The organism is Phaeobacter sp. JH20_08, assembly GCF_048056635.1.
Classification (GTDB): Bacteria; Pseudomonadota; Alphaproteobacteria; order Rhodobacterales; family Rhodobacteraceae; genus Phaeobacter; species Phaeobacter bryozoorum.
The window spans coordinates 1-18,902 of sequence record NZ_JAYMVV010000002.1 but is presented as its reverse complement, the minus strand read 5'-3'; the positions used below and the strand labels follow the sequence as shown (position 1 = coordinate 18,902).

General features: G+C 61.4%; 15 protein-coding genes and 1 pseudogene. 13 read left to right on the top strand and 3 right to left on the bottom strand.

The genetic code is table 11. The features are described from left to right. Positions 1-15 precede the first annotated feature (15 nt). From VWY75_RS01130 to VWY75_RS01105, 6 genes are all read left to right on the top strand, one after another. On the top strand, positions 16-1,200 hold the full coding sequence (locus tag VWY75_RS01130) for an acetyl-CoA C-acyltransferase (RefSeq protein ID WP_416538576.1): 1,185 nt from the start codon (positions 16-18) through the stop codon (positions 1,198-1,200). Then, a complete protein-coding gene (locus VWY75_RS01125; RefSeq protein ID WP_416538575.1) occupies positions 1,200-2,054 on the top strand; it encodes an alkaline phosphatase family protein in 855 nt (284 codons plus the stop codon). Before VWY75_RS01130 ends, VWY75_RS01125 begins: the two co-directional genes overlap by 1 nt. Positions 2,055-2,173: 119 nt before the next feature. After that, entirely contained in the window at positions 2,174-3,751 is a 1,578-nt protein-coding gene (locus VWY75_RS01120) for an ABC transporter substrate-binding protein (protein WP_416538574.1), read from the top strand. A gap of 183 nt (positions 3,752-3,934) precedes the next feature. Further along, positions 3,935-4,960, top strand: coding sequence for a glycine cleavage T C-terminal barrel domain-containing protein (locus VWY75_RS01115; protein WP_416538573.1), 1,026 nt, complete (start codon positions 3,935-3,937; stop codon positions 4,958-4,960). 7 nt (positions 4,961-4,967) lie between these two features. After that, positions 4,968-6,329: an FAD-dependent oxidoreductase gene (locus tag VWY75_RS01110; protein ID WP_416538572.1), complete on the top strand. Its 1,362-nt coding sequence runs from the start codon at positions 4,968-4,970 to the stop codon at positions 6,327-6,329. Between the two features lie 2 nt (positions 6,330-6,331). Continuing rightward, positions 6,332-7,651, top strand: coding sequence for an FAD-dependent oxidoreductase (locus tag VWY75_RS01105; RefSeq protein WP_416538571.1), 1,320 nt, complete (start codon positions 6,332-6,334; stop codon positions 7,649-7,651). A gap of 334 nt (positions 7,652-7,985) precedes the next feature. Here VWY75_RS01105 and VWY75_RS01100 read toward each other — a convergent pair whose 3' ends face one another. After that, a complete protein-coding gene (locus tag VWY75_RS01100; RefSeq protein ID WP_416538570.1) occupies positions 7,986-8,999 on the bottom strand; it encodes an AraC family transcriptional regulator ligand-binding domain-containing protein in 1,014 nt (337 codons plus the stop codon). Positions 9,000-9,112: 113 nt separating this feature from the next. On the opposite strand from VWY75_RS01100, the gene VWY75_RS01095 reads away from it, so the two are divergent. From VWY75_RS01095 to VWY75_RS01080, 4 genes are read left to right on the top strand one after another with little or no spacing between them, the layout of a single operon-like run. Continuing rightward, positions 9,113-10,876, top strand: a complete 1,764-nt coding sequence (locus tag VWY75_RS01095) for an acyl-CoA dehydrogenase (protein WP_416538569.1) — start codon at positions 9,113-9,115, stop codon at positions 10,874-10,876. A gap of 21 nt (positions 10,877-10,897) precedes the next feature. Next, positions 10,898-11,707: a methylthioacryloyl-CoA hydratase gene (gene dmdD, locus VWY75_RS01090; RefSeq protein WP_416538568.1), complete on the top strand. Its 810-nt coding sequence runs from the start codon at positions 10,898-10,900 to the stop codon at positions 11,705-11,707. A gap of 16 nt (positions 11,708-11,723) precedes the next feature. After that, complete coding sequence (locus tag VWY75_RS01085) at positions 11,724-13,334, top strand: AMP-binding protein (RefSeq protein WP_416538567.1); 1,611 nt, start codon at positions 11,724-11,726, stop codon at positions 13,332-13,334. A gap of 6 nt (positions 13,335-13,340) precedes the next feature. After that, positions 13,341-14,444, top strand: coding sequence for a dimethylsulfoniopropionate demethylase (locus VWY75_RS01080; RefSeq protein WP_416538566.1), 1,104 nt, complete (start codon positions 13,341-13,343; stop codon positions 14,442-14,444). Between the two features lie 141 nt (positions 14,445-14,585). Here VWY75_RS01080 and VWY75_RS01075 read toward each other — a convergent pair whose 3' ends face one another. Continuing rightward, positions 14,586-14,858, bottom strand: a complete 273-nt coding sequence (locus tag VWY75_RS01075) for a Hint domain-containing protein (RefSeq protein WP_416538602.1) — start codon at positions 14,856-14,858, stop codon at positions 14,586-14,588. A 49-nt stretch (positions 14,859-14,907) separates the two neighbouring features. On the opposite strand from VWY75_RS01075, the gene VWY75_RS01070 reads away from it, so the two are divergent. Both VWY75_RS01070 and VWY75_RS01065 read left to right on the top strand, forming a co-directional pair. Next, positions 14,908-15,906, top strand: a complete 999-nt coding sequence (locus tag VWY75_RS01070) for an IS30 family transposase (protein ID WP_416538565.1) — start codon at positions 14,908-14,910, stop codon at positions 15,904-15,906. Positions 15,907-16,004: 98 nt separating this feature from the next. Further along, positions 16,005-16,697 (top strand): annotated as a pseudogene (locus tag VWY75_RS01065) (IS30 family transposase); the annotation flags it as partial. A 151-nt stretch (positions 16,698-16,848) separates the two neighbouring features. Here VWY75_RS01065 and VWY75_RS01060 read toward each other — a convergent pair. Then, the gene (locus tag VWY75_RS01060; RefSeq protein WP_416538564.1) at positions 16,849-17,796 is read right to left on the bottom strand and encodes a LysR family transcriptional regulator; all 948 of its coding nucleotides are present in this window, start codon (positions 17,794-17,796) and stop codon (positions 16,849-16,851) included. Positions 17,797-17,935: 139 nt separating this feature from the next. On the opposite strand from VWY75_RS01060, the gene VWY75_RS01055 reads away from it, so the two are divergent. Next, a complete protein-coding gene (locus VWY75_RS01055; RefSeq protein ID WP_416538563.1) occupies positions 17,936-18,769 on the top strand; it encodes a transporter substrate-binding domain-containing protein in 834 nt (277 codons plus the stop codon). Positions 18,770-18,902 lie beyond the last annotated feature (133 nt).

Below are 18,902 nucleotides of genomic sequence, written 5' to 3'. Positions count from 1 at the left end.
GAAAGAACCCTCGCCATGAAAGACGTCGTCATCGTTTCCACCGCCCGCACACCCATCGGCTCTGCCTTCCGGGGGGCTTTCAACAACATCAAGTCGCCGACGCTGGCGGGCCACGCGATCCGCGCTGCGGTCGAGAGGTCCGGCGTCGATCCGGCCGAGGTTGAAGACGTGGTGATGGGCTCGGTCCTGACCGCCGGCACCGCCGGGTTGAACGTCGCGCGGCTGGCGGCGCTGGCAGGCGGGTTGCCCGCACCGGCAGCGGCGCAGACCATCGACCGGCAATGCGCCTCTGGGCTGATGGCCATCGCGACGGCGGCAAAGCAGATCTCGGTCGATGGCATGGACGTCGTGGTGGCTGGTGGGCAGGAAAACATCTCGGCGGTTCAGGCGCGGTATTTCGACTGGGTCATGGCCGAGAAAGACCCCGCTGTGACCCGGGCGGCAGAGCACGCCTATATGCCGATGCTCATGACGGCCGAGAACGTGGCGCGGCTGCACGGCATCACGCGCGAGACACAGGACGAATTCGCGGCACTGTCGCAGGCCCGCACCGCCACCGCGCAGGCCGCCGGGGCTTTCGATGACGAGATCGTGCCCGTCACGGCCACCAAGCTGACCAAGAACCGCGAAACCGGCGCGGTGCACGAAGAAACCGTCACCCTGACGCGGGACGAGGGTAACCGTCCGGGCACCACTACGGGCACGCTGGCAAGCCTGAAGCCCGTGGTCGAAGGCGGACTTGTCACCGCGGGCAATGCCAGCCAGCTGTCGGACGGCGCCTCGGCCTGCGTCCTGATGTCGGCAGAAGCGGCCACAAAGCGCGGGCTGTCGCCCCTTGGGGTCTATCGCGGGATGGCCGTCGCCGGCTGCGCGCCCGAGGAAATGGGCATGGGCCCGGTCTATTCCGTGCCGCGCTTGCTTGAGCGGGCCGGGTTGACAGTCGAGGACATCGGGTTGTGGGAATTGAACGAGGCCTTCGCCGCGCAAGCCATTCCCTGCCGTGATCAGCTGGGGATCGACCCGGACAAGCTGAACGTGAACGGGGGCGCGATTTCGGTGGGCCACCCCTACGGGATGACCGGTGCGCGGCTGGTCGGCCACGCGCTGATTGAAGGTAAACGGCGCGGCGTCCGCTACGTCGTTGTCACGATGTGCATCGGCGGCGGCATGGGGGCTGCCGGGTTGTTCGAGGTCGCCTGATGACCAATCCTGAAAAGCTGCTTCTCATCATCCTGGACGGCGTTCCCTACCGGAATTTCCGACGTCTGTTCGGCAATCTCGAAGGTTGGGTCGCCTCGGGCGAGGCCCGCGTGCGTCGGATGCGGTCAGTCCTGCCGTCCACGTCTTCGGCTTGCTATGCCTCGATGCACACCGGCCTGCCGCCACATGTTCACGGTGTCTTTGGCAACAAGCACCGACAGCGGCTGGATGTGCCGGATGTGTTTTCCGAACTGGCCGGGGCTGAACGCAAGACCGGTGCCGTGGCGCTAAGCTGGTGGAGCGAACTGTTCCACCGGATGCCGTTCGACCCGGTGCGGGACATCGAACTCGACAGCCCAGAGGGCCCGATACACCATGGCCGCTTCCACACCATGGCCGATGCGACCGACGCCAACCAGATGAGCCCGTCCGACGCTGATCTGTTCGCGACACTGACCTATCTCTGCGAGGCCAAGGGGATCGACTACGGATTGTTGCATACTTCGACGCTTGACAGCATGGGGCATCGTTTTGGCCACGGAAAGCGGGAGATGAGCGACGCCTGCTACTATCTTGATGCAGCACTTGCGCCCTACGTGACCCGTTGGCGCAACCTTGGCTATGACGTCATTGTCACGGCAGATCATGGTCAGGATGACCTTGGCCATCACGGCGGCGCCGGAGAGGATCAACAGGACGTCGCCTTCTATTACTTCGGTGACAGTGCCCTGCCGCCAGAAGACATGCTGCTGGACCAACTGGCACTTGCGCCGTCGATCCTGGCGCGAATGGGTGTGCCTGTTCCGACGGGCATGACCGCAGAACCATTCCTGGCGCGCAAACGGTGCAAGTAGGACCCATAACCTCAGTTATGGCAAAGTCATGAAATCGGTTGTTTGTGCACATTGCCTGTCCCCCGCAATCTCCACGGAATAGCGGGGCAGCCCGTCATCGGTCATCTGGGAGGAAAGATATGTCCGACATCGACAGCCTGGTACGGCAATACAAGGCCAGCGCACTCAGCCGCCGGAGTTTTTTCAAGCGCGCGGGCGCATTCGGCCTGCTGGTGCCGGCGGCGAGCGGCATTCTTACCTTGGCCGGGCCTGCCCGCGCCGAAGAGCCCAAGCGCGGCGGCTGGCTGCGGGTCGCGCAGGGCAACACCGACAATACACTCGAACCGGTGCGCATGGTCGACACCGATGACGGCATCTATTCGAACTGCGTCTATCAGCGCCTGACCCGTTTCGCGCCGACCCTGGAGGTCGAAGGCGACGCGGCCGAGGAGTGGAGCGTCAACGCCGCCGCCACCGAATGGAGCTTCAAGCTGCGTGGCGGCCTGACCTTCCACAATGGTCAGCCGGTCACCGCTGCCGACGTGGTCGAAAGCCTGTCGCGGCACATCGCTGAAGGCTCGGAATCTCCTGCAAAGGCGCTGCTCTCGACAGTCACCGCGATCGAAGCGCCGGACGCATCGACCGTCAAGATCACCCTGTCCTCGGGCAATGCTGACCTCCCGGTCATCATGTCCGACTACCACCTTGCCATCCACCCGGCCGGTCACAGCGACTTCTCCATGGCCATCGGCTCGGGCCCGTTCAAGGTGATGGAATTCATCCCTGGCGAACGCGTGGTCCTTGAGCGGTTTGAAAACTACTACGAGGACGGCAAGCCCTATCTCGACGGCATCGACTTCATCCCGGTACCCGATGCCAACGCCACGCTCAGCACATTGCTGGCCGGTGACGTAGACGCCATCCGCGACGTGCCCGCCTTCGCGGTTGAGCAGTTGACAAGCAACGACGCCGTGACGCTCCACAACACGCCCACCGGTGCCTTCACCAACATGGTGATGATGGTGGATCGCGCTCCGACCAACGACCCGAACTTCCGCAAGGGCATCAAGCATGCGCTGGACCGCGAGTTGGTGCTTCAGCAGGTGTTCAAGGGCATCGGAACCATCTCGGCCGACACGCCGATCGGGCCGACCTACAAATACTGGTGCGAGGATGTGAAGCCTGCCGAATATGATCTCGACAAGGCGAAGTTCTACTTCGACAAGGCGGGCGTGAACGCAATCGACCTTTACTCCTCTGAAACCGCTGGCAGCTCGGCCAACGATATCGCTCTGACCTTCCAGCAATCCGCGAAGGGCGCAGCCGATATCAACGTCATCAAGACCCCGTCTGATGGCTACTGGTCGAACATCTGGATGCAGAAACCGATGACGATGTCCGGTTGGCAGGCGCGTCCGACCGTCGATGCGTTCCTGACCATCGCGCATATGAACGGCGGCAGTTGGAACGAAACCATGTGGGGCTCCGAGCAGTTCGATGCAATGATCATCAGCGCACGTGCGGAGCTCGACGAAGCCAAGCGAGCGCAGATGTACTGCGACATGCTGCACATGATGAACGACGACGGCGGCTTCGTGAACGCGGTGTTCCAGAACCAGCTTGAGGCTACGGCCAAGAACGTGATGGGATGGACACCGCATTCCGTCGGCGGTCTTGGCGGCTTCGGGCAGACGCTGCGTAACGTCTGGCTCGCCTAAGCCGGGATTCTCCCTGTCAGAGGCGCCTGCCGACTGACTCCTGGCCGCCGGTCCACCCGGATCGGCGGCCTTTCGTTTACCTTCCACTCAAAAGCCGGTGCAAACATGTTCTCGATCTCGCCTTCCACACGTCTGCGTCCTTCCCCCTTCTACGAGGCGACGCTAGCTGACGGCGTCTGCGCCATGACAACATACAATCACATGCTGATGCCGACCTCTTACGGCCACCCCGAAGAGGAGTATTGGCGCATCATCAACGGTGTCTCGATGTGGGACGTGGCGGTCGAGCGCCAGGTGCAACTCAAGGGGCCGGATGCCGGCCGACTCGCGCAGATTCTGGCGCCGCGCGACCTGACGAAATGCAAGATCGGGCAGGGCAAATATGTCCCGCTGTGCAATCACCACGGCGTGTTGATCAATGACCCCATCCTGCTGAAACTGGACGAGGACCGCTATTGGCTGTCCATCGCCGACAGCAACATCTGGTTCTGGGCCGAGGCCATCGCCCGCGAACGCGGTCTGAATGTCGAAGTGAGCGAGCCGGACGTCTCGCCACTTGCCGTGCAGGGGCCGAAAGCGGAAACCGTCGTTGCCTCGATCTTTGGCGACTGGGTCCGCGACCTGAAGTACTTCTGGTTCCGCGAAACAGAGATCGACGGCATTCCCGTGGCGGTGGCCCGATCCGGCTGGTCCAAGCAGGGCGGGTTCGAAATCTACCTGATGGATGGCACCAAAGGCACTGCACTCTGGAACATCGTCAAGGAAGCCGGGCAGCCCCATGGCATCGGGCCGGGCAACCCCAACTGGTGCGAACGTGTCGAAAGCGGGTTGGTGTCCTACGGCGGCGACTCGGATGGGCAGACCAATCCGTTCGAGGTCCGGATGGGCAAGTATGTCGATCTTCATGTGCCTGACGACACGATCGGGATCGAGGCCTTGCGCCGCATCGCGACCGAGGGGCCGAAACGGCATCAGCTGGGTGTCGTCCTGGACAATTCGGAACCGGTCAAGGCGGAATTCACCTGGAACGACATCGACATGGACGGCACGCGCATTGGCGACATGACCACCTGTGTCTGGTCCTACCGCATGAAGAAAAACATCGGGTTCGCACTTGTGGCGACGTCGGCAACACCCGGTGACCGGGTCGTCGTAAGACGCGCGGCCGGAGCCGTCGAAGGTACCCTTTGTGAATTGCCGTTCCTCTGAGGGCGAAATGACCGTCATCACCGAACCCGCCCGGCAGACGCCGGTTATCCACAATGCGGACGTGCTTGTGGTCGGATCCGGCCCCGGGGGGCTTGCCGCAGCTCTTGCGGCGGCGCGGGCCGGGGTAAGGGTCTGTCTGGTGGAACGTTTTGGCTGTTTCGGCGGCAACATCACCGTTGTCGGGGTCGAGGGTTTTGCCTGGTATCGCCACGAGGCCACTGTCGAGGCAGGCGGTATCGGACGCGAATTCGAAGACCGCGCGCGCGACATGGGCGCCGCCGTGCCCGAAAGCCAGAGCCTGAGTTACGAGATCGACAGCGAGGGCTTCAAGCTGGTGGCCGATCGGCTGGTCGAAGAAGCGGGTGTCCACCCCATGCTGCACCGCCAGTTCGTGGCCCCGGTGATGGAGGGCGACCGCATCGCCGGAATCATCGTCGAATCCAAGGCGGGGCGCGAGGCGATCCTGGCCCGTGTCGTGATCGACGCGACGGGTGACGCCGACGTGGCGCACCGGGCCGGTGCACCCACCCACAAGACACCCGCCGAACACATGCAGGCCGCCAGCGTCATGTTCCACCTGGCAGGTGTGGACAAGGCCGCCTTCATGGCCGAGGTGCGCCGCGATCCGCAGACCTACAAGGACTGGTCCACCGGCGAATGGACGGTGGAAACCGATGGGAAAGAGGACGACATGTTCTCTCCCTTCCTTAAGAAACCTTTCGCCCGCGCCATCGAGGCAGGCGTGATCCCGCCGCATCTGAACACAATCGCGGGCACCTGGGGCACCATGCATGACACGGGCGAACTGACCTACATGAACCTCGTGCATCTGGCGGGGGTAGACGGGACCGACCCCGACAGTCTGACGCGGGGCGAAATCGAGGGGCGTAAACAGGCCATGCTGGCCATCGATGCACTGCGCCGGTTCATGCCGGGCTGCGGTGGCGTGCGTCTGCGCAACTTTGGCATGACCATCGGCATCCGCGACACGCGCAAGATCGATGCGGCCTACAACATCACCGAAACCGACGTGCGCCAGCAGGGCCGGTTCGAGGATTCCATCGGCATCTACCCCGAGTTCATCGACGGCTATGGCGTGCTGATTATCCCGACCACCGGGCGCTACATGCATATCCCCTACCGTGCGATGCTGCCGGGCAAGGTCAAGGGCCTGCTGGTTGCGGGCCGCGCCATTGGCGGCGACCGGATCGCCCATGCGGCAACACGCAACATGGCCTGCTGTGCCGTCGCCGGGCAGGGCGCAGGCGTCGCCGCGGCGCGGGCGGTCAAGGCAGGCTGCGATGTGGCACAGGTGGACATGGCGGGCGTGCAGGCCGAACTGCTCCGCCAGGGCGTGAGGATCGCCTGACCATGGCAGAGCCGACGCGCGAGATCGAAACCGATGTGCTGGTGGTGGGTGGCGGAACCGCAGGGTTCGCCGCAGCGCTCGCGGCGGCGCGCTCAGGGCTTCGCGTAAGGCTGATCGAGGCCGGGCCCAAGATCGGCGGGGTCATGGCCTCCTGTCCTGGCATGCCCTGGGGCGGCGGCTATCCGCTGGGCCACTGCATCGGCGGCATCTTTGCCGAGCTGACGGGCAGGCTATCTGCCATGGCGCCGCCCGCTGCCGAGGTTCGTCCTTGCGCGCTGGAAAACTTCGGCCCTGAGGTTCAATACGACCATGAGGCCGCAACGCTGGTCATGTTCGACATGCTGGATCAGGCGGGCGTCATCCTGCATCTGAACACCTTCTCGGGCCTGCCCGAAATGGCTGGCAAGCGGATATGCGCGGTATCGGCACAAGACAGACTGGGGCCGCTGCGCTTTCTCCCGCGCATGGTGGTCGATTGTTCCGGCGATGGCGATCTGTCCGCGCGCGCTGGTGTGCCCTACACCTTGGGAGACGACCGGGGCAACATGATGGCGGTCAGCCTGACCTTTCACATGGTGGGTGCCGATACGCAGGCCGTCTTTGCCGAGGGCGACCCCTACTTCCGCCGCTTCGCCGCACGCGGCATCGCCGAAGGGCGGTTGCACCCCGATCTGCACAAGCTCTACTTGATGCGCGGCTTCCACCCCGGCACCGTGTTCTGCAACACCGTGACCATCCGGGGCGTCGACGGCACCGACCCGGCCGCTGTCGCCCGCGCCACGCAGGAGGGCCGCCGCCGCTGCCAGCAGGTGGCGCGTTTTCTGGTCGAGGATGTGCCCGGCTTCGAGGAAGCGCAGATGTGGGGGCTCGGCCCTACGGTTGGCGTGCGTGAAACCCGAAAGCTGCAAGCGCTCTATCGCATCACCGGAGAGGACATCGCCGAGGGCACCAGGTTCGCAGATGGCATCGTCGCCTGCGATAACCCGATCGACGACGTGATGCGCGTCAGCGCCGAGATGACCCATGAGGCGGCAGTCAACCAGGGTGCCTATTACACCATCCCGTTCCGCGCGCTGGTTCCCGAAACCATCGAGAATCTGCTGTTCGCCGGTCGCCTCATCTGTGCCGATCCGGTGGCCTTTGCCTCGGTCCGGGGCATGCCGCAATGCATGACAATGGGGCAGGCGACGGGTGTTGCTGCCGCGATGGCACTGGAGTGCGCTTTGCGGGTCCAGGATGTGAACGGTGAGACATTGGCCGGCGTGCTGCAGCAGCAAGGGATGGCAGGAATTGCCGGTCGGACACTTGGGGCGGTCGGATGATTTCGAAACTACAGATCAGTCTCAATCATTCGAAAGCTGGAACCGCAATTGCGTGGATTGCGTTCTTTGCAATCGTTCTGAGCGCATAGGCCGCCTTGTTCTTCATGACAATGACGTCGCCTTTGTTCGGGGCGCCGCGCGACCTTCGGCGCGCGTTGTGGGGCGGGGCCATAGACACCGGCCTTGGCGCTCTTTTCGATGTGACATGTTCATTTTCGCTCCATAGTGGCTTCGATGAACCAGAACACTCCATTGCTCAAACCCCAAAACCTGTCCGATGGGTGCTGAAGTCGGACAATGTCCGCGAAGAGATTTCGATGTTCGAACCCCGAACTTACAATCGATATGATCCAGGCGTCCTATTGGTCCATTTATGAAAGGCTCGATGGAAGTTCGACGGTGCAGAAAAGCCGGTGTCAAAGGCGATTTGTTCTATGCTGTCCGTACCTTGCTGAAGTGCGCGGATAGCGATGTCGCGGCGCAGAGCGTCCTTTATGTCCTGAAAAGATGTTCCTTCCTCTTTCAGGCGACGGTTCAGCGTCCGGGGCGTCATCTTGAGGGCGCGGGCCGCGTCCTGAAGCTGACAGCTTTGCCAGGCAGCGCCGTAAAGAAAGGCGCGGACCCGCAGACCGTTCCTGTGCGCGCGCGACCCGGTGAAGATCCAGTCAAGCGGCGCACGCTCAAGAAACACGGAGGCCTCGGCGGAACTGCGGGTGACAGGACGGTTGAACTGACGTGGATCGAACAGGATGCTGGTGTGCTGTGCGTCGAACTTGACCGGACAGGGAAAGACAACGGCATAGTCCGCCGCAAAATCCGGACGCGCAAAGGCAAAACGCACCTCTTGCACCGGCGTTTCCGACCCGCCCAGCCATGACAAAAGACCGTGCGCCAGCTTCAGGATCAGCATGTGCCCGAACCTTTGCGGGCGGTTTTCTTTTGCGTATGGGACCAGCGCCAGTTCCACTTCCCTTGGATCGTTCCGCAATTCCAGATGAAAATCATCCAGCAGCAGGTTCCAGAACGTCGAGAACCGAAACAGGGCCGAGACCAGACTGCTTGCCTCGCGCTGCACGGTCAAAAGATGCTGCAGGGCACGGGGGCGGATCGGGCGGCTCCAGAGCCCCATCATTTCATCTCCTGTCTCCGGCGCGGCCAATTGGTACAGCGTGGCGATCTCCTTGAGCGTAACGCGCTGCGTGGGCATCATCGGGCCGGGTTGCAGACCCGAACGCTCTAGTAGTGAGGCCATTGCTTGCGGTTCGCATCGCGCTGTCAGGGCGTCCAGCCAATCCTGAATGAACCCTGCCGAAACGGTCGTCAGGAAAATCGGGTCATGACGGGTCATGGCACCCCCCCACAATGGCGTGATCGGATATTATTTTGGCAAAAGTTGAGCTTATTGACAAGCTGAACAGCCGATAGATGACGGAAAACCATAGTTGTTTTGGGGAACGCCCTATGTCCTATCAGCCGCCCGTTCAGGATTTGATGTTCTGTATCGAACACCTGTCCCACTGGGAAACAGTCTCCGCTTTGGGCGCCTATTCCGACTGCGAGCTGTCCGACATCGATGCCGCGCTGGATAGCTTTGCCCGGTTTTGCGCTGAACAGATCGTGCCATTGTCGCAAGTCGGGGACACGCAGGGCGCCCGGTTCGACAAAGGTCGCGTGACCATGCCCGAAGGTGACGCGCTGGCCTATGCCCGGTTTGTCGAAATGGGCTGGCAGGCGCTGACCCATCCGGCGGACTATGGCGGCATCGGGCTGCCGCGCGCGGTTGGTGCTGCGCCGGTCGAGATGCTGAATGCCGCCGACATGAGCTTTGGTCTGTGTCCTTTGCTGACCGACGGGGCCATCGAGGCGCTGCTGCTGACAGGCTCTGACGCGCAGAAGGCCACCTACCTCGGGCCGCTGATCGATGGGCGCTGGTCCGGCACGATGAACCTGACCGAACCCCAGGCGGGCAGCGATCTGGGCCGGGTGGCGACAAGGGCGGTTCAGCGCGCGGACGGCACCTATGGCATCACGGGCACGAAGATCTTCATCACCTATGGCGCCCATGATCTGACCGAGAACTTCATTCACCTCGTGCTGGCACGCGCACCCGACGCGCCTGCCGGGCCTAAGGGGCTGAGCCTGTTCATCGTGCCGCAAAAGCTTGTGAACCCGGACGGCACCGTGGGGGCCGCGAACGCGGTCACCTGCGTGAGCATCGAGCACAAACTGGGTGTGCGGGCCAGCCCGACGGCCGTGCTGGACTACGACGATGCCACCGGGTTCCTGGTCGGGGATGAGAATTGCGGGCTGGAATACATGTTCGTCATGATGAATGCCGCGCGGTTCTCGGTGGGTGTGCAGGGGATCGCGATCGCTGAGCGGGCCTATCAGCGTGCTTTGGCCTATGCGCGCGACCGCGTGCAGAGCCGCCCGGTGAACGGTCAGAGTAAAGACGCCGTGCCGATCATCGAACACCCGGACGTGCGCCGTATGCTCTTGCGGATGCGCAGTCTCACCGAAGGCGGGCGGGCCATGGCGGCGGCGACAGCGGGGCTGTTGGACATGGCGCACCACCGGGGTGATCCGGAGAGCATCGCAGAGGCCGAATTCATGGTCCCCCTGGTCAAGGGCTTCTGTTCGGAACGCGCGGTCGAGGTCGCTTCTCTTGGGGTGCAAATCCACGGCGGCATGGGCTTCATCGAGGAAACCGGCGCCGCGCAGCACTATCGCGACGCCCGCATCCTGCCGATCTACGAAGGCACCACCGCCATTCAGGCCAATGACCTGCTGGGGCGCAAAGTGATGCGCGATGGTGGCGCAACCGCCCGCCTGTTTGCCGCCCAAATTGCGGAAACCGAAGCAAATCCGGCAAGCGGCGACGCCTCGGCCCAGGCCATCGGCGCGGGTCTGGGTCAGGCACGAGCAGCTTTCGAAACGGCTCTGGACTGGATGCTGGAAAACAGCCGCACGGATATCGACGCGGCCTTCGCGGGCTCCGTGCCCTTCCTGACGCTGACCGGAACATTGGCCGCCGGGTGGAGCCTCGCCAAAGGCGCGCTGGCGGCGCAAGCCGCACGCGACGCCGGGCAGGACAGCGCGTTCCTGACCCAGAAGATCGCCACTGCGCTGTTCTATGCCCAGCACATCCTGCCCGAATGCGCCATCGAACAAAGCCGCATCCTGCACGGCGCACCAAGCCTGCTTGACGCGGCTTTCTCCGATTGATCCCTCGAAAGGACCCGACCCATGAATGATGTCGTCAACCCCGCCACCTATGAACGCCTCGCGATTTCCGCGCGTGACAACGGCCTTTATGTGGTGACGCTGAACCGCCCCGACAAACGCAACGCGCTTGACGTGGTCACCATCGAGGAGCTGATCCGCTTCTTCAGCGGCGCGCGCATGGCGGGCGTCAGGGCGGTGTTGCTGGAAGGCGCGGGCGATCACTTCTGCGCCGGTCTTGACCTGGTGGAACACTGGAAGGCCGACCGCAGCCCCGATGACTTCATGCATGTCTGCCTGCGCTGGCACGAGGCCTTCAACAAGATGGAATATGGCGGCGTGCCGATCATTGCCGCGCTTAAGGGGGCGGTTGTGGGCGGTGGCCTGGAACTGGCCAGCGCCGCCCATGTGCGCGTGATCGACCCCGGCACCTATTTCGCCCTGCCCGAAGGCCAACGCGGCATTTTCACCGGTGGCGGTGCGACGATCCGGGTGTCTGACATGATCGGCAAGTATCGCATGATCGATATGATCCTGACGGGCCGTGTCTATCAGGGGCAAGAGGCGGTCGATCTGGGTCTGGCGCAATACATCACCGAAGAGGGTGGCAGCTTTGCCAAGGCGATGGAGCTGGCGAACAAGGTGGCGCAGAATCTGCCGCTGACGAACTTTGCGATCTGTTCGGCCGTCAGCCACATGAACAACATGTCCGGCATGGACGCCGCCTATGCCGAGGCCTTCGTGGGCGGCATCGTCAACACCCAGCCCGCTGCGCGGGAGCGTCTCGAAGCCTTTGCCAACAAGACCGCCGCCCGCGTGCGGCCCAACAGCTAAGCCAGGCGGACCCCGGATGCGTCACCATTTTGAGGCTCTTCAGAAGACACTGGCCAACCATGTGCCCCTGTCGCCACTGTCCTTCCTGCGCCGCGCCGAGAGTTTGCACGGCGCGCGCACGGCGGTGATCTATGGCGATATCCGGCATAGCTGGGCCGAAACCGCCGACCGCATTCGCGCGGTGGCCGGGGGGCTTGTGGGGCTTGGCGTGCAAAAAGGCGATACCGTCACGGTGCTGAGCCCGAATGTCCCCGAGCTGTTCGAGCTGCATTTTGCGCTGCCACTGACCGGCGCGGTGCTGAACACGCTCAACACCCGGCTGGAACCCGAGACCATCGCCTATATCCTCGACCACGCGGATACCAAGCTGGTGATCGTGGATCGGGAACTGGTGCCGTTGCTGTCAAAGGCCTTTGACCTGCTGGGCCGCACCCTGCCGGTGGTCGAGATCGCTGATCCGACTGCGCCGGGCGAATCCCTTGGCGGCCCGACCTATGACAGCCTGCTGACATGCGACCCTCTGCCGATCGCTCTGCCGGAGGATGAATGGAATGCGATTGCGCTGAACTACACGTCCGGCACCTCCGGGCGGCCCAAGGGGGTGGTCTATCACCATCGCGGCGCCTACCTGATGGCGCTTGGCACCGGGACCGCGTGGCAGGTGCCGCCCTATCCGGTCTACCTGTCGGTGGTCCCGATGTTCCACTGCAACGGGTGGGGGCACCCCTGGCTGATGGCGATGCTTGGGGGAACGATGGTGTTCACCCGCGTTCCGGCCGCAGACCGCATCCTTGCGGCGATCCGTGCCCATGGCGTGACCCATTTCGGCGCCGCGCCCATCGTCTTGCAGATGCTGGCCGAGGCCGAAAGCGATGCTGCGCCCTTCGATCCCGCGATCCGGGTTCTGACCGCGGGCGCACCGCCGCCGCCCTCGGTTCTGGAAAAGACCCGCGCCATGGGGTTCGATGTCATGCAGGTCTATGGCCTGACGGAAACCTACGGCCATATTTCGCAGTGCCTGTGGCAAGAGGACTGGGACAGTCTCACCCCCGCAGAGCAGGCCGAATTGCAGGCGCAACAGGGCATTGCCTTCCCCATGGTCGAAGAGGTCGCCGTGATCGACCGCGCCAGCGGCGGGCCTGTCCCGCGCGACGGCACCACGCAGGGTGAGATTGCCATTCGCGGCAATACGGTCATGGCGGGCTACTACAAGGACACTGATGCCACCGCAGCGGCCTTTGCCGATGGCTGGTTCTGGTCCGGCGATGGTGCTGTCGTGCACGAAAACGCCTATATCCAGATCCGCGACCGCCTGAAGGACGTGATCATCTCCGGCGGCGAAAACATTTCCTCGGTCGAGGTCGAGGCCGTGCTTTATCGTCACAGCGCTGTTCAGGCCGCTGCGGTGGTCGCCATGCCGCATGAAAAATGGGGCGAGGTCCCCTGCGCCTTTATCGAGCTGCGGGATGGGATCGACGCCACATCGGACGAGATCATTGCCTTTTGCCGCGCCCATCTGGCGGGCTTCAAAGCCCCCAAAGCCGTCATATTCGAAACCCTTCCCAAAACATCCACCGGCAAGATCCAGAAGTTTCAGCTTCGCAATCGCGCCAAAGCCCTGGAGTAACCTGAAATGGCACTGCTTTCCCCGTCGCGCAGGCTGAGGCGCACCCCCTTTTCCGACGGCGTCGAGGCCGCTGGAGTAAAGGCCTACACAGTCTACAACCACATGCTGCTGCCGACGGTGTTCCGGTCGGTCGAAGAAGACTATCATCATCTGAAACGGGCCGTGCAGGTCTGGGACGTTGCTTGCGAACGCCAGGTTGAATTGCGCGGCCCAGATGCCGGGCGCCTGATGCAACTTCTGACACCGCGCGATCTGCGCAAGATGCTGCCCGGTCAGTGCTACTACGTGCCCATCGTCGACGAAACCGGCGGTATGCTGAACGACCCGGTTGCGGTGAAACTGGCCGAAGACCGCTGGTGGATTTCCATCGCCGACAGCGATCTTCTGTTTTGGATCAAAGGGTTGGCCTATGGCTACCGCCTTGATGTGCTGGTCGACGAACCCGACGTATCGCCGCTGGCCGTGCAGGGACCCTGGGCCAACGATCTGATGGCGGCGGTCTTCGGAGATGCGGTGCGCGACATCCGCTTCTTCCGTTTTGCGCATCTGGATTTCCAAGGGCATGACATGGTTGTTGCGCGCTCGGGCTATTCCAAGCAGGGCGGGTTCGAGATCTATGTCGAGGGCGAAGAGCTGGGCATGCCGCTCTGGAAGGCCCTGATGGAAGCCGGCAAATCGATGGACGTTCACGCCGGCTGCCCGAACCTGATCGAACGGATCGAGGGCGGTTTGCTGTCCTACGGGAACGACATGACCGACGACAATACACCGCATGAATGCGGGCTTGGAAAGTTCTGCAACACGCAGACGGCAATTGGCTGTATCGGGCGCGATGCCTTGTTGCGGGTCGCAAACGAAGGCCCGGTCAAGCAGATTCGCGCGATTGAGATCGACGGCCCGGCCGTGCCCGGCTGCGACCGTTGGTGGCCGCTGAAGCATGGCGAAAAAACGGTTGGTCGTGTCTCGTCGGCAGCATGGTCCCCGGATTTCAACACGAATGTCGCCATCGGCATGGTGCGCATGACCCATTGGGACGAGGGCACAGAGCTGACCGTCGTGACCCCGGCCGGGCCGCGACAGGCCAAAGTTCGTGAAAATTTCTGGGGATAGCCGCGTTTCGCAATGCCATTGGAGACAACACAAAAGTTCATGGCGGAGGGAGGGGGCATTCGAGCATTGCATCGGGTGCAACGGGATTACCAGCTTATTTCCACCTGATTGAGAGGAGCGAGGGCTCTGCCAGTCAGGTGGTCATTTCGGCAGTATGACCTTTCCAGACGCCGAAAGCGTCGGCCCTGGTTTGGCGATCCCCCCGGGATAGAGGCTTGTGGTCGGCGCACATTCGGCGATGACCACTTCATGGCAATCGAACAATAGATGCACATATGCAACCGAGCGTCGTCCATGCATCTGACGCACCTCCGGCAACCACGTCAGCGCCTTGGCTGGGAACAGTCCCCAAATGGTCACGCAATTATTAACATAAACTACATTATGCGTTGATACACTTAATGTTGGGCACATTCTAAACTGGGTTGCGACAAATCCCCTATCTTGCTGGAAAGCAAGGAGAATGGAATTGGCCCACACAGAGCTGGACTTGCGTGAGAGACGCGCAATTGAAGACATGTTGCAAGCAAAGGTGCCTGTGAGCGAGATCGCAGCGTTGATCGGCAGGCATCGCTCGACGGTGTATCGAGAGATCAAGCGCAACGGTTTTGAAGACGACGAGCTACCGGAATTTAATGGCTACTACGGCGTAACGGCTCAACGAACAGCGGATGCCAGACGTGCGCGCCGTCGCAAGCTGATCCGCCTTGAAGATTTACGCGCCCATGTCAACGCACAGTTGAGAATTGGCTGGACGCCGGAACAGATCGCGGGCCGTCTCGGATATGACGGTCAGTCGATCCGTGTCAGCCACGAGACGATCTACGCCTATGTCTACAGCAAGGAAGGACAGTCGGAGGAACTGGCGCGCTATCTTCCCAGCCGTCGGAAGAATCGGCGACCGCGCTATTCGAGACGGCCCAGAGGCCAGGTTTTCCCGCCGGATCGGTCCATCCACGAACGCCCGGAGCATGTTAAGGCGCGTGAGACGTTCGGCGACTGGGAAGGCGATCTGATGATCTTCGAGCGTGCCAACGGCACAATGAACGTCGCTTCGCTGGTCGAACGAAAGACCCGGTTCGCCGTTCTCTTTCGTAACAACGACCGAAGCTCCACGCACTTCATGAACAAGCTCATGGGCGTGATGGAACCCCTGCCCCAGCCTGCGCGGCGCTCGATCACCTTTGATAGAGGCTTTGAGTTCCGCGCGTGGCGCAAGCTGAAGTCCGGCATCGGCACCGAAAGCTGGTTCTGCGATCCGCAGGCCCCCTGGCAGAAAGGATCGGTAGAGAACCTGAACAAGCGAGCTCGCCGATATCTACCGCGAAACACCCAGCTCGCGGCGCTCTCAAATCGCAATATGAAGGCGATTTGCGAACGCCTGAATGGAACACCCAGAAAGTGTCTCGGAGGGCGCACACCGACCGAAGCCTTCAGAGAAGAGATGATGAAACTGAGATAGCGGAAAACGTCGCAACGAGTCTTGAGCCATCATTGGGTGGATTCACAAACGAAGTGCAAATTCTGTACGAATACAGAGAGTTGTATGGAGCAATAAGAATGGGAAGCCACTACTGTCACCTGAAGCTGGACGAACGGCGCAAGCTTGCAAAGTGGAATGAAGCCAAAATGCCGATTTCCGAGATCGCGGATAGATTGGGCCGTGACCCCTCCACGATCTACAGAGACATGAAGCGGAACCGATTCACGGATGACGAACTGCCGGAGCTGAACGGTTACTACGCGTTGAATGCACAGGACATGTACGAGAAGCGCCGCGCGATCCATCGCAAGATGGTCGTGCACCCGGAGCTGAAGGCCACCATCGAAGACCGTTTGAAGGCGGGTTGGTCACCGGAACAGATCGCAGGCCGGATGCGGCTCGAACGCCATCCGATCCGCGTGAGCCATGAGACGATCTACCGTTTTGCCTATTCCAAGGATGGTCACGAAGAACAGTTCTACCGTCATCTGCCAGAACACCGAAGACGCTGCACACCGCGGGGTTATCGCAGGCACAACCGGACTCACATCTTTGATGTCCAAAGCTTGTCACACAGGCCTGACCGCATCTCTGAGCGCGCCGAGTTTGGCCACTGGGAATGCGACCTGATGATGTTCCGCAAGGAGCATGGGAAGGTGAACGTGACGTCGCTGGTCGAACGCGTCAGCCGGTACGCTGTCGTCATGCGCAACGAGGATCGCCAGTCCAAACCCATCATGCAAGCGCTGATCCAGGGGCTGGCTCCCCTGTCCCCTGCTACAGAGTGGATATCCTCGACCTCAGGGAACTGGTCTATCTGCATGAGTTTTCTGGACCGGTGAGAACAACAAATACGAAAGCCAGGAACGGTTTGCCGACAGCGATGGAGTCGGAGCCGGTGAACCTATTGTTCATTGAATGTTACATGCTGGATGCGAAAGACCAGAAACGTTCGACATCCTTGCGACTTCGCTCCATCGATCGATAAAGGTGTATGGAGATCGGGTTCTCGGTTTGAGCGTCGCTGACTTTCACGAGTCGCATCTCGTCCAGTTCTCTCTCCACGGCGGCCAAAGGCAGCCAGGCAACACCCATGCCCTCTAAGCAGGCCGCCTTCAATGCTTCTCCAACCGAGTTCTCGTACAGAAAATCGCATTGCTCTCGCAGGCCGGAGCGGTCGATGATCAGATTGGTCATCTTCCCCAGAAAACTGTCACGTGTGTAGCATAACAATGGAATGGAGCTGTTATCGCCAATCGAAAACAAGGCTTTGCCGTCTCGGTCAGTGCCGCTGACCGCTATCATCCTGTCCTCTGCAATCTTGATGGACGGGTAACGGGAATCGTCGGCAATCATGGGTACCGTATGGTGGTGATAGCAAAGCATGAAGTCGCTTGAGCCCGACAGGATGGATTCAACGCATCCCGAAAAGTTCTCGGCGACGACGCGAGATTTTACCGGCCCGATTGTTGTGGAAATCTGCCTCATCCATTTCGGAAAATAGGAGATTGCGAGGGTGTGAAGCGCGACGAACTCGAGAACCTCGTCTTCTCGCTTTGCCAGGCCTTTTGCCTCGGCCCGTGCTGTTATCAGAGTGTTGATCAGTTCATGGGCAACAGGTCGAAAAGATTCGCCTGCCTTGGTGAGGACGACGGGGTGAACGCTTCGGTCAAAGAGCGGGGTGCCGACCCAGTATTCCAGATTCTTGATTCGCCGGGTAAATGCAGACTGACTGATGTTTCGAGCGTCTGCGGCCTTGGCAAAGACGCCCGTCGAAGACAACGTCAAAAAATCTTCCAACCAATCCAGTTCCATAGTCCAACCTTTTGTTTGTTGCGTCCAGCCTAACTCAACTGGCGTCATCTGCATCTTGCAACTTTTGCAATTGGCTTGCGTTGTTTGTCATGGCGCACCTGGCGACACATAGCCCAACCTTCTTGTGGAGCGTGACACCTCAATGTCGCGACTGAATGCGAGGCGCGCAGTCTCGCGCAACAAGGAGGAAGATATGAAATCTCTCATTTGCGGCACAACGATCGTCGGGCTTTTGCTTTCCAGCACGGCGGCATTTGCCGAACAGTGCACCAATGACGCCTGGAAACGGATCATGGATCGCGGAACGCTGATCGTCGGCGTGAAGGCGGATACCCGGCCCTGGGGCTTCCGGGATTCGGATGGTAACATCGTCGGCATGGAGGCCGACATGGCCCAGCAGGTCGCCGATACGCTGGGGGTCAAGCTTGAGCTGGTTGCGGTGGAATCATCAAACCGGATGCAGTTCCTCGAGGGCGGGCGTATCGATCTGATGATCGCGACAATGTCTGATCGCGCGGACCGACGCGAAATCGTCGGCGTCGTGCAGCCGAACTATTACTCGTCGGGCACCAATGTCATGACCCCGAAGGCGCTGGAAGTCGACGAATGGTCGGATCTTGAGGGCCGACCAGTCTGCGGCAAGCAGGGTGCTTTCTACAACCAGATCGTGGAAGAGCGCTATGGCGCCGAAATCATCGCGTTCGGAAGCAATGCAGAAGCCCTCCAGGCCCTGCGTGACCAGAAGTGTATCGCCTGGGTTTACGACGACAGCTCCATCGCCGCCGATCTGGCATCTGGGCAGTACGACGCCTTCGAGATGCCCCTGACCTCGGAAGACAACAACCCCTGGGCGCTGGCGGTGCCGATTGCCGAGCGCGACTGCGTCTTCGGCCGGTTCATGTCCGGGATGCAATACAACTGGCACCAGAGCGGCGAGTTGATCGCGCTCGAAGAAAAATGGGGCATTCAGGCCACCGACTACCTGGTCGAGCAGAATGAACGGTTTGCCGACTGGCTGGCCGAGTAACTCTTTGACCAAATCCCGCGCCGTTCTTCTCCCGGCGGCGCGGGCACTTGTGAGGTGCCCCTATGCTCGATGCATTTACTGAATTCTTTCGACAAATGGCCGACGATTTTCCACGTTGGAACTTTGTTTTTTT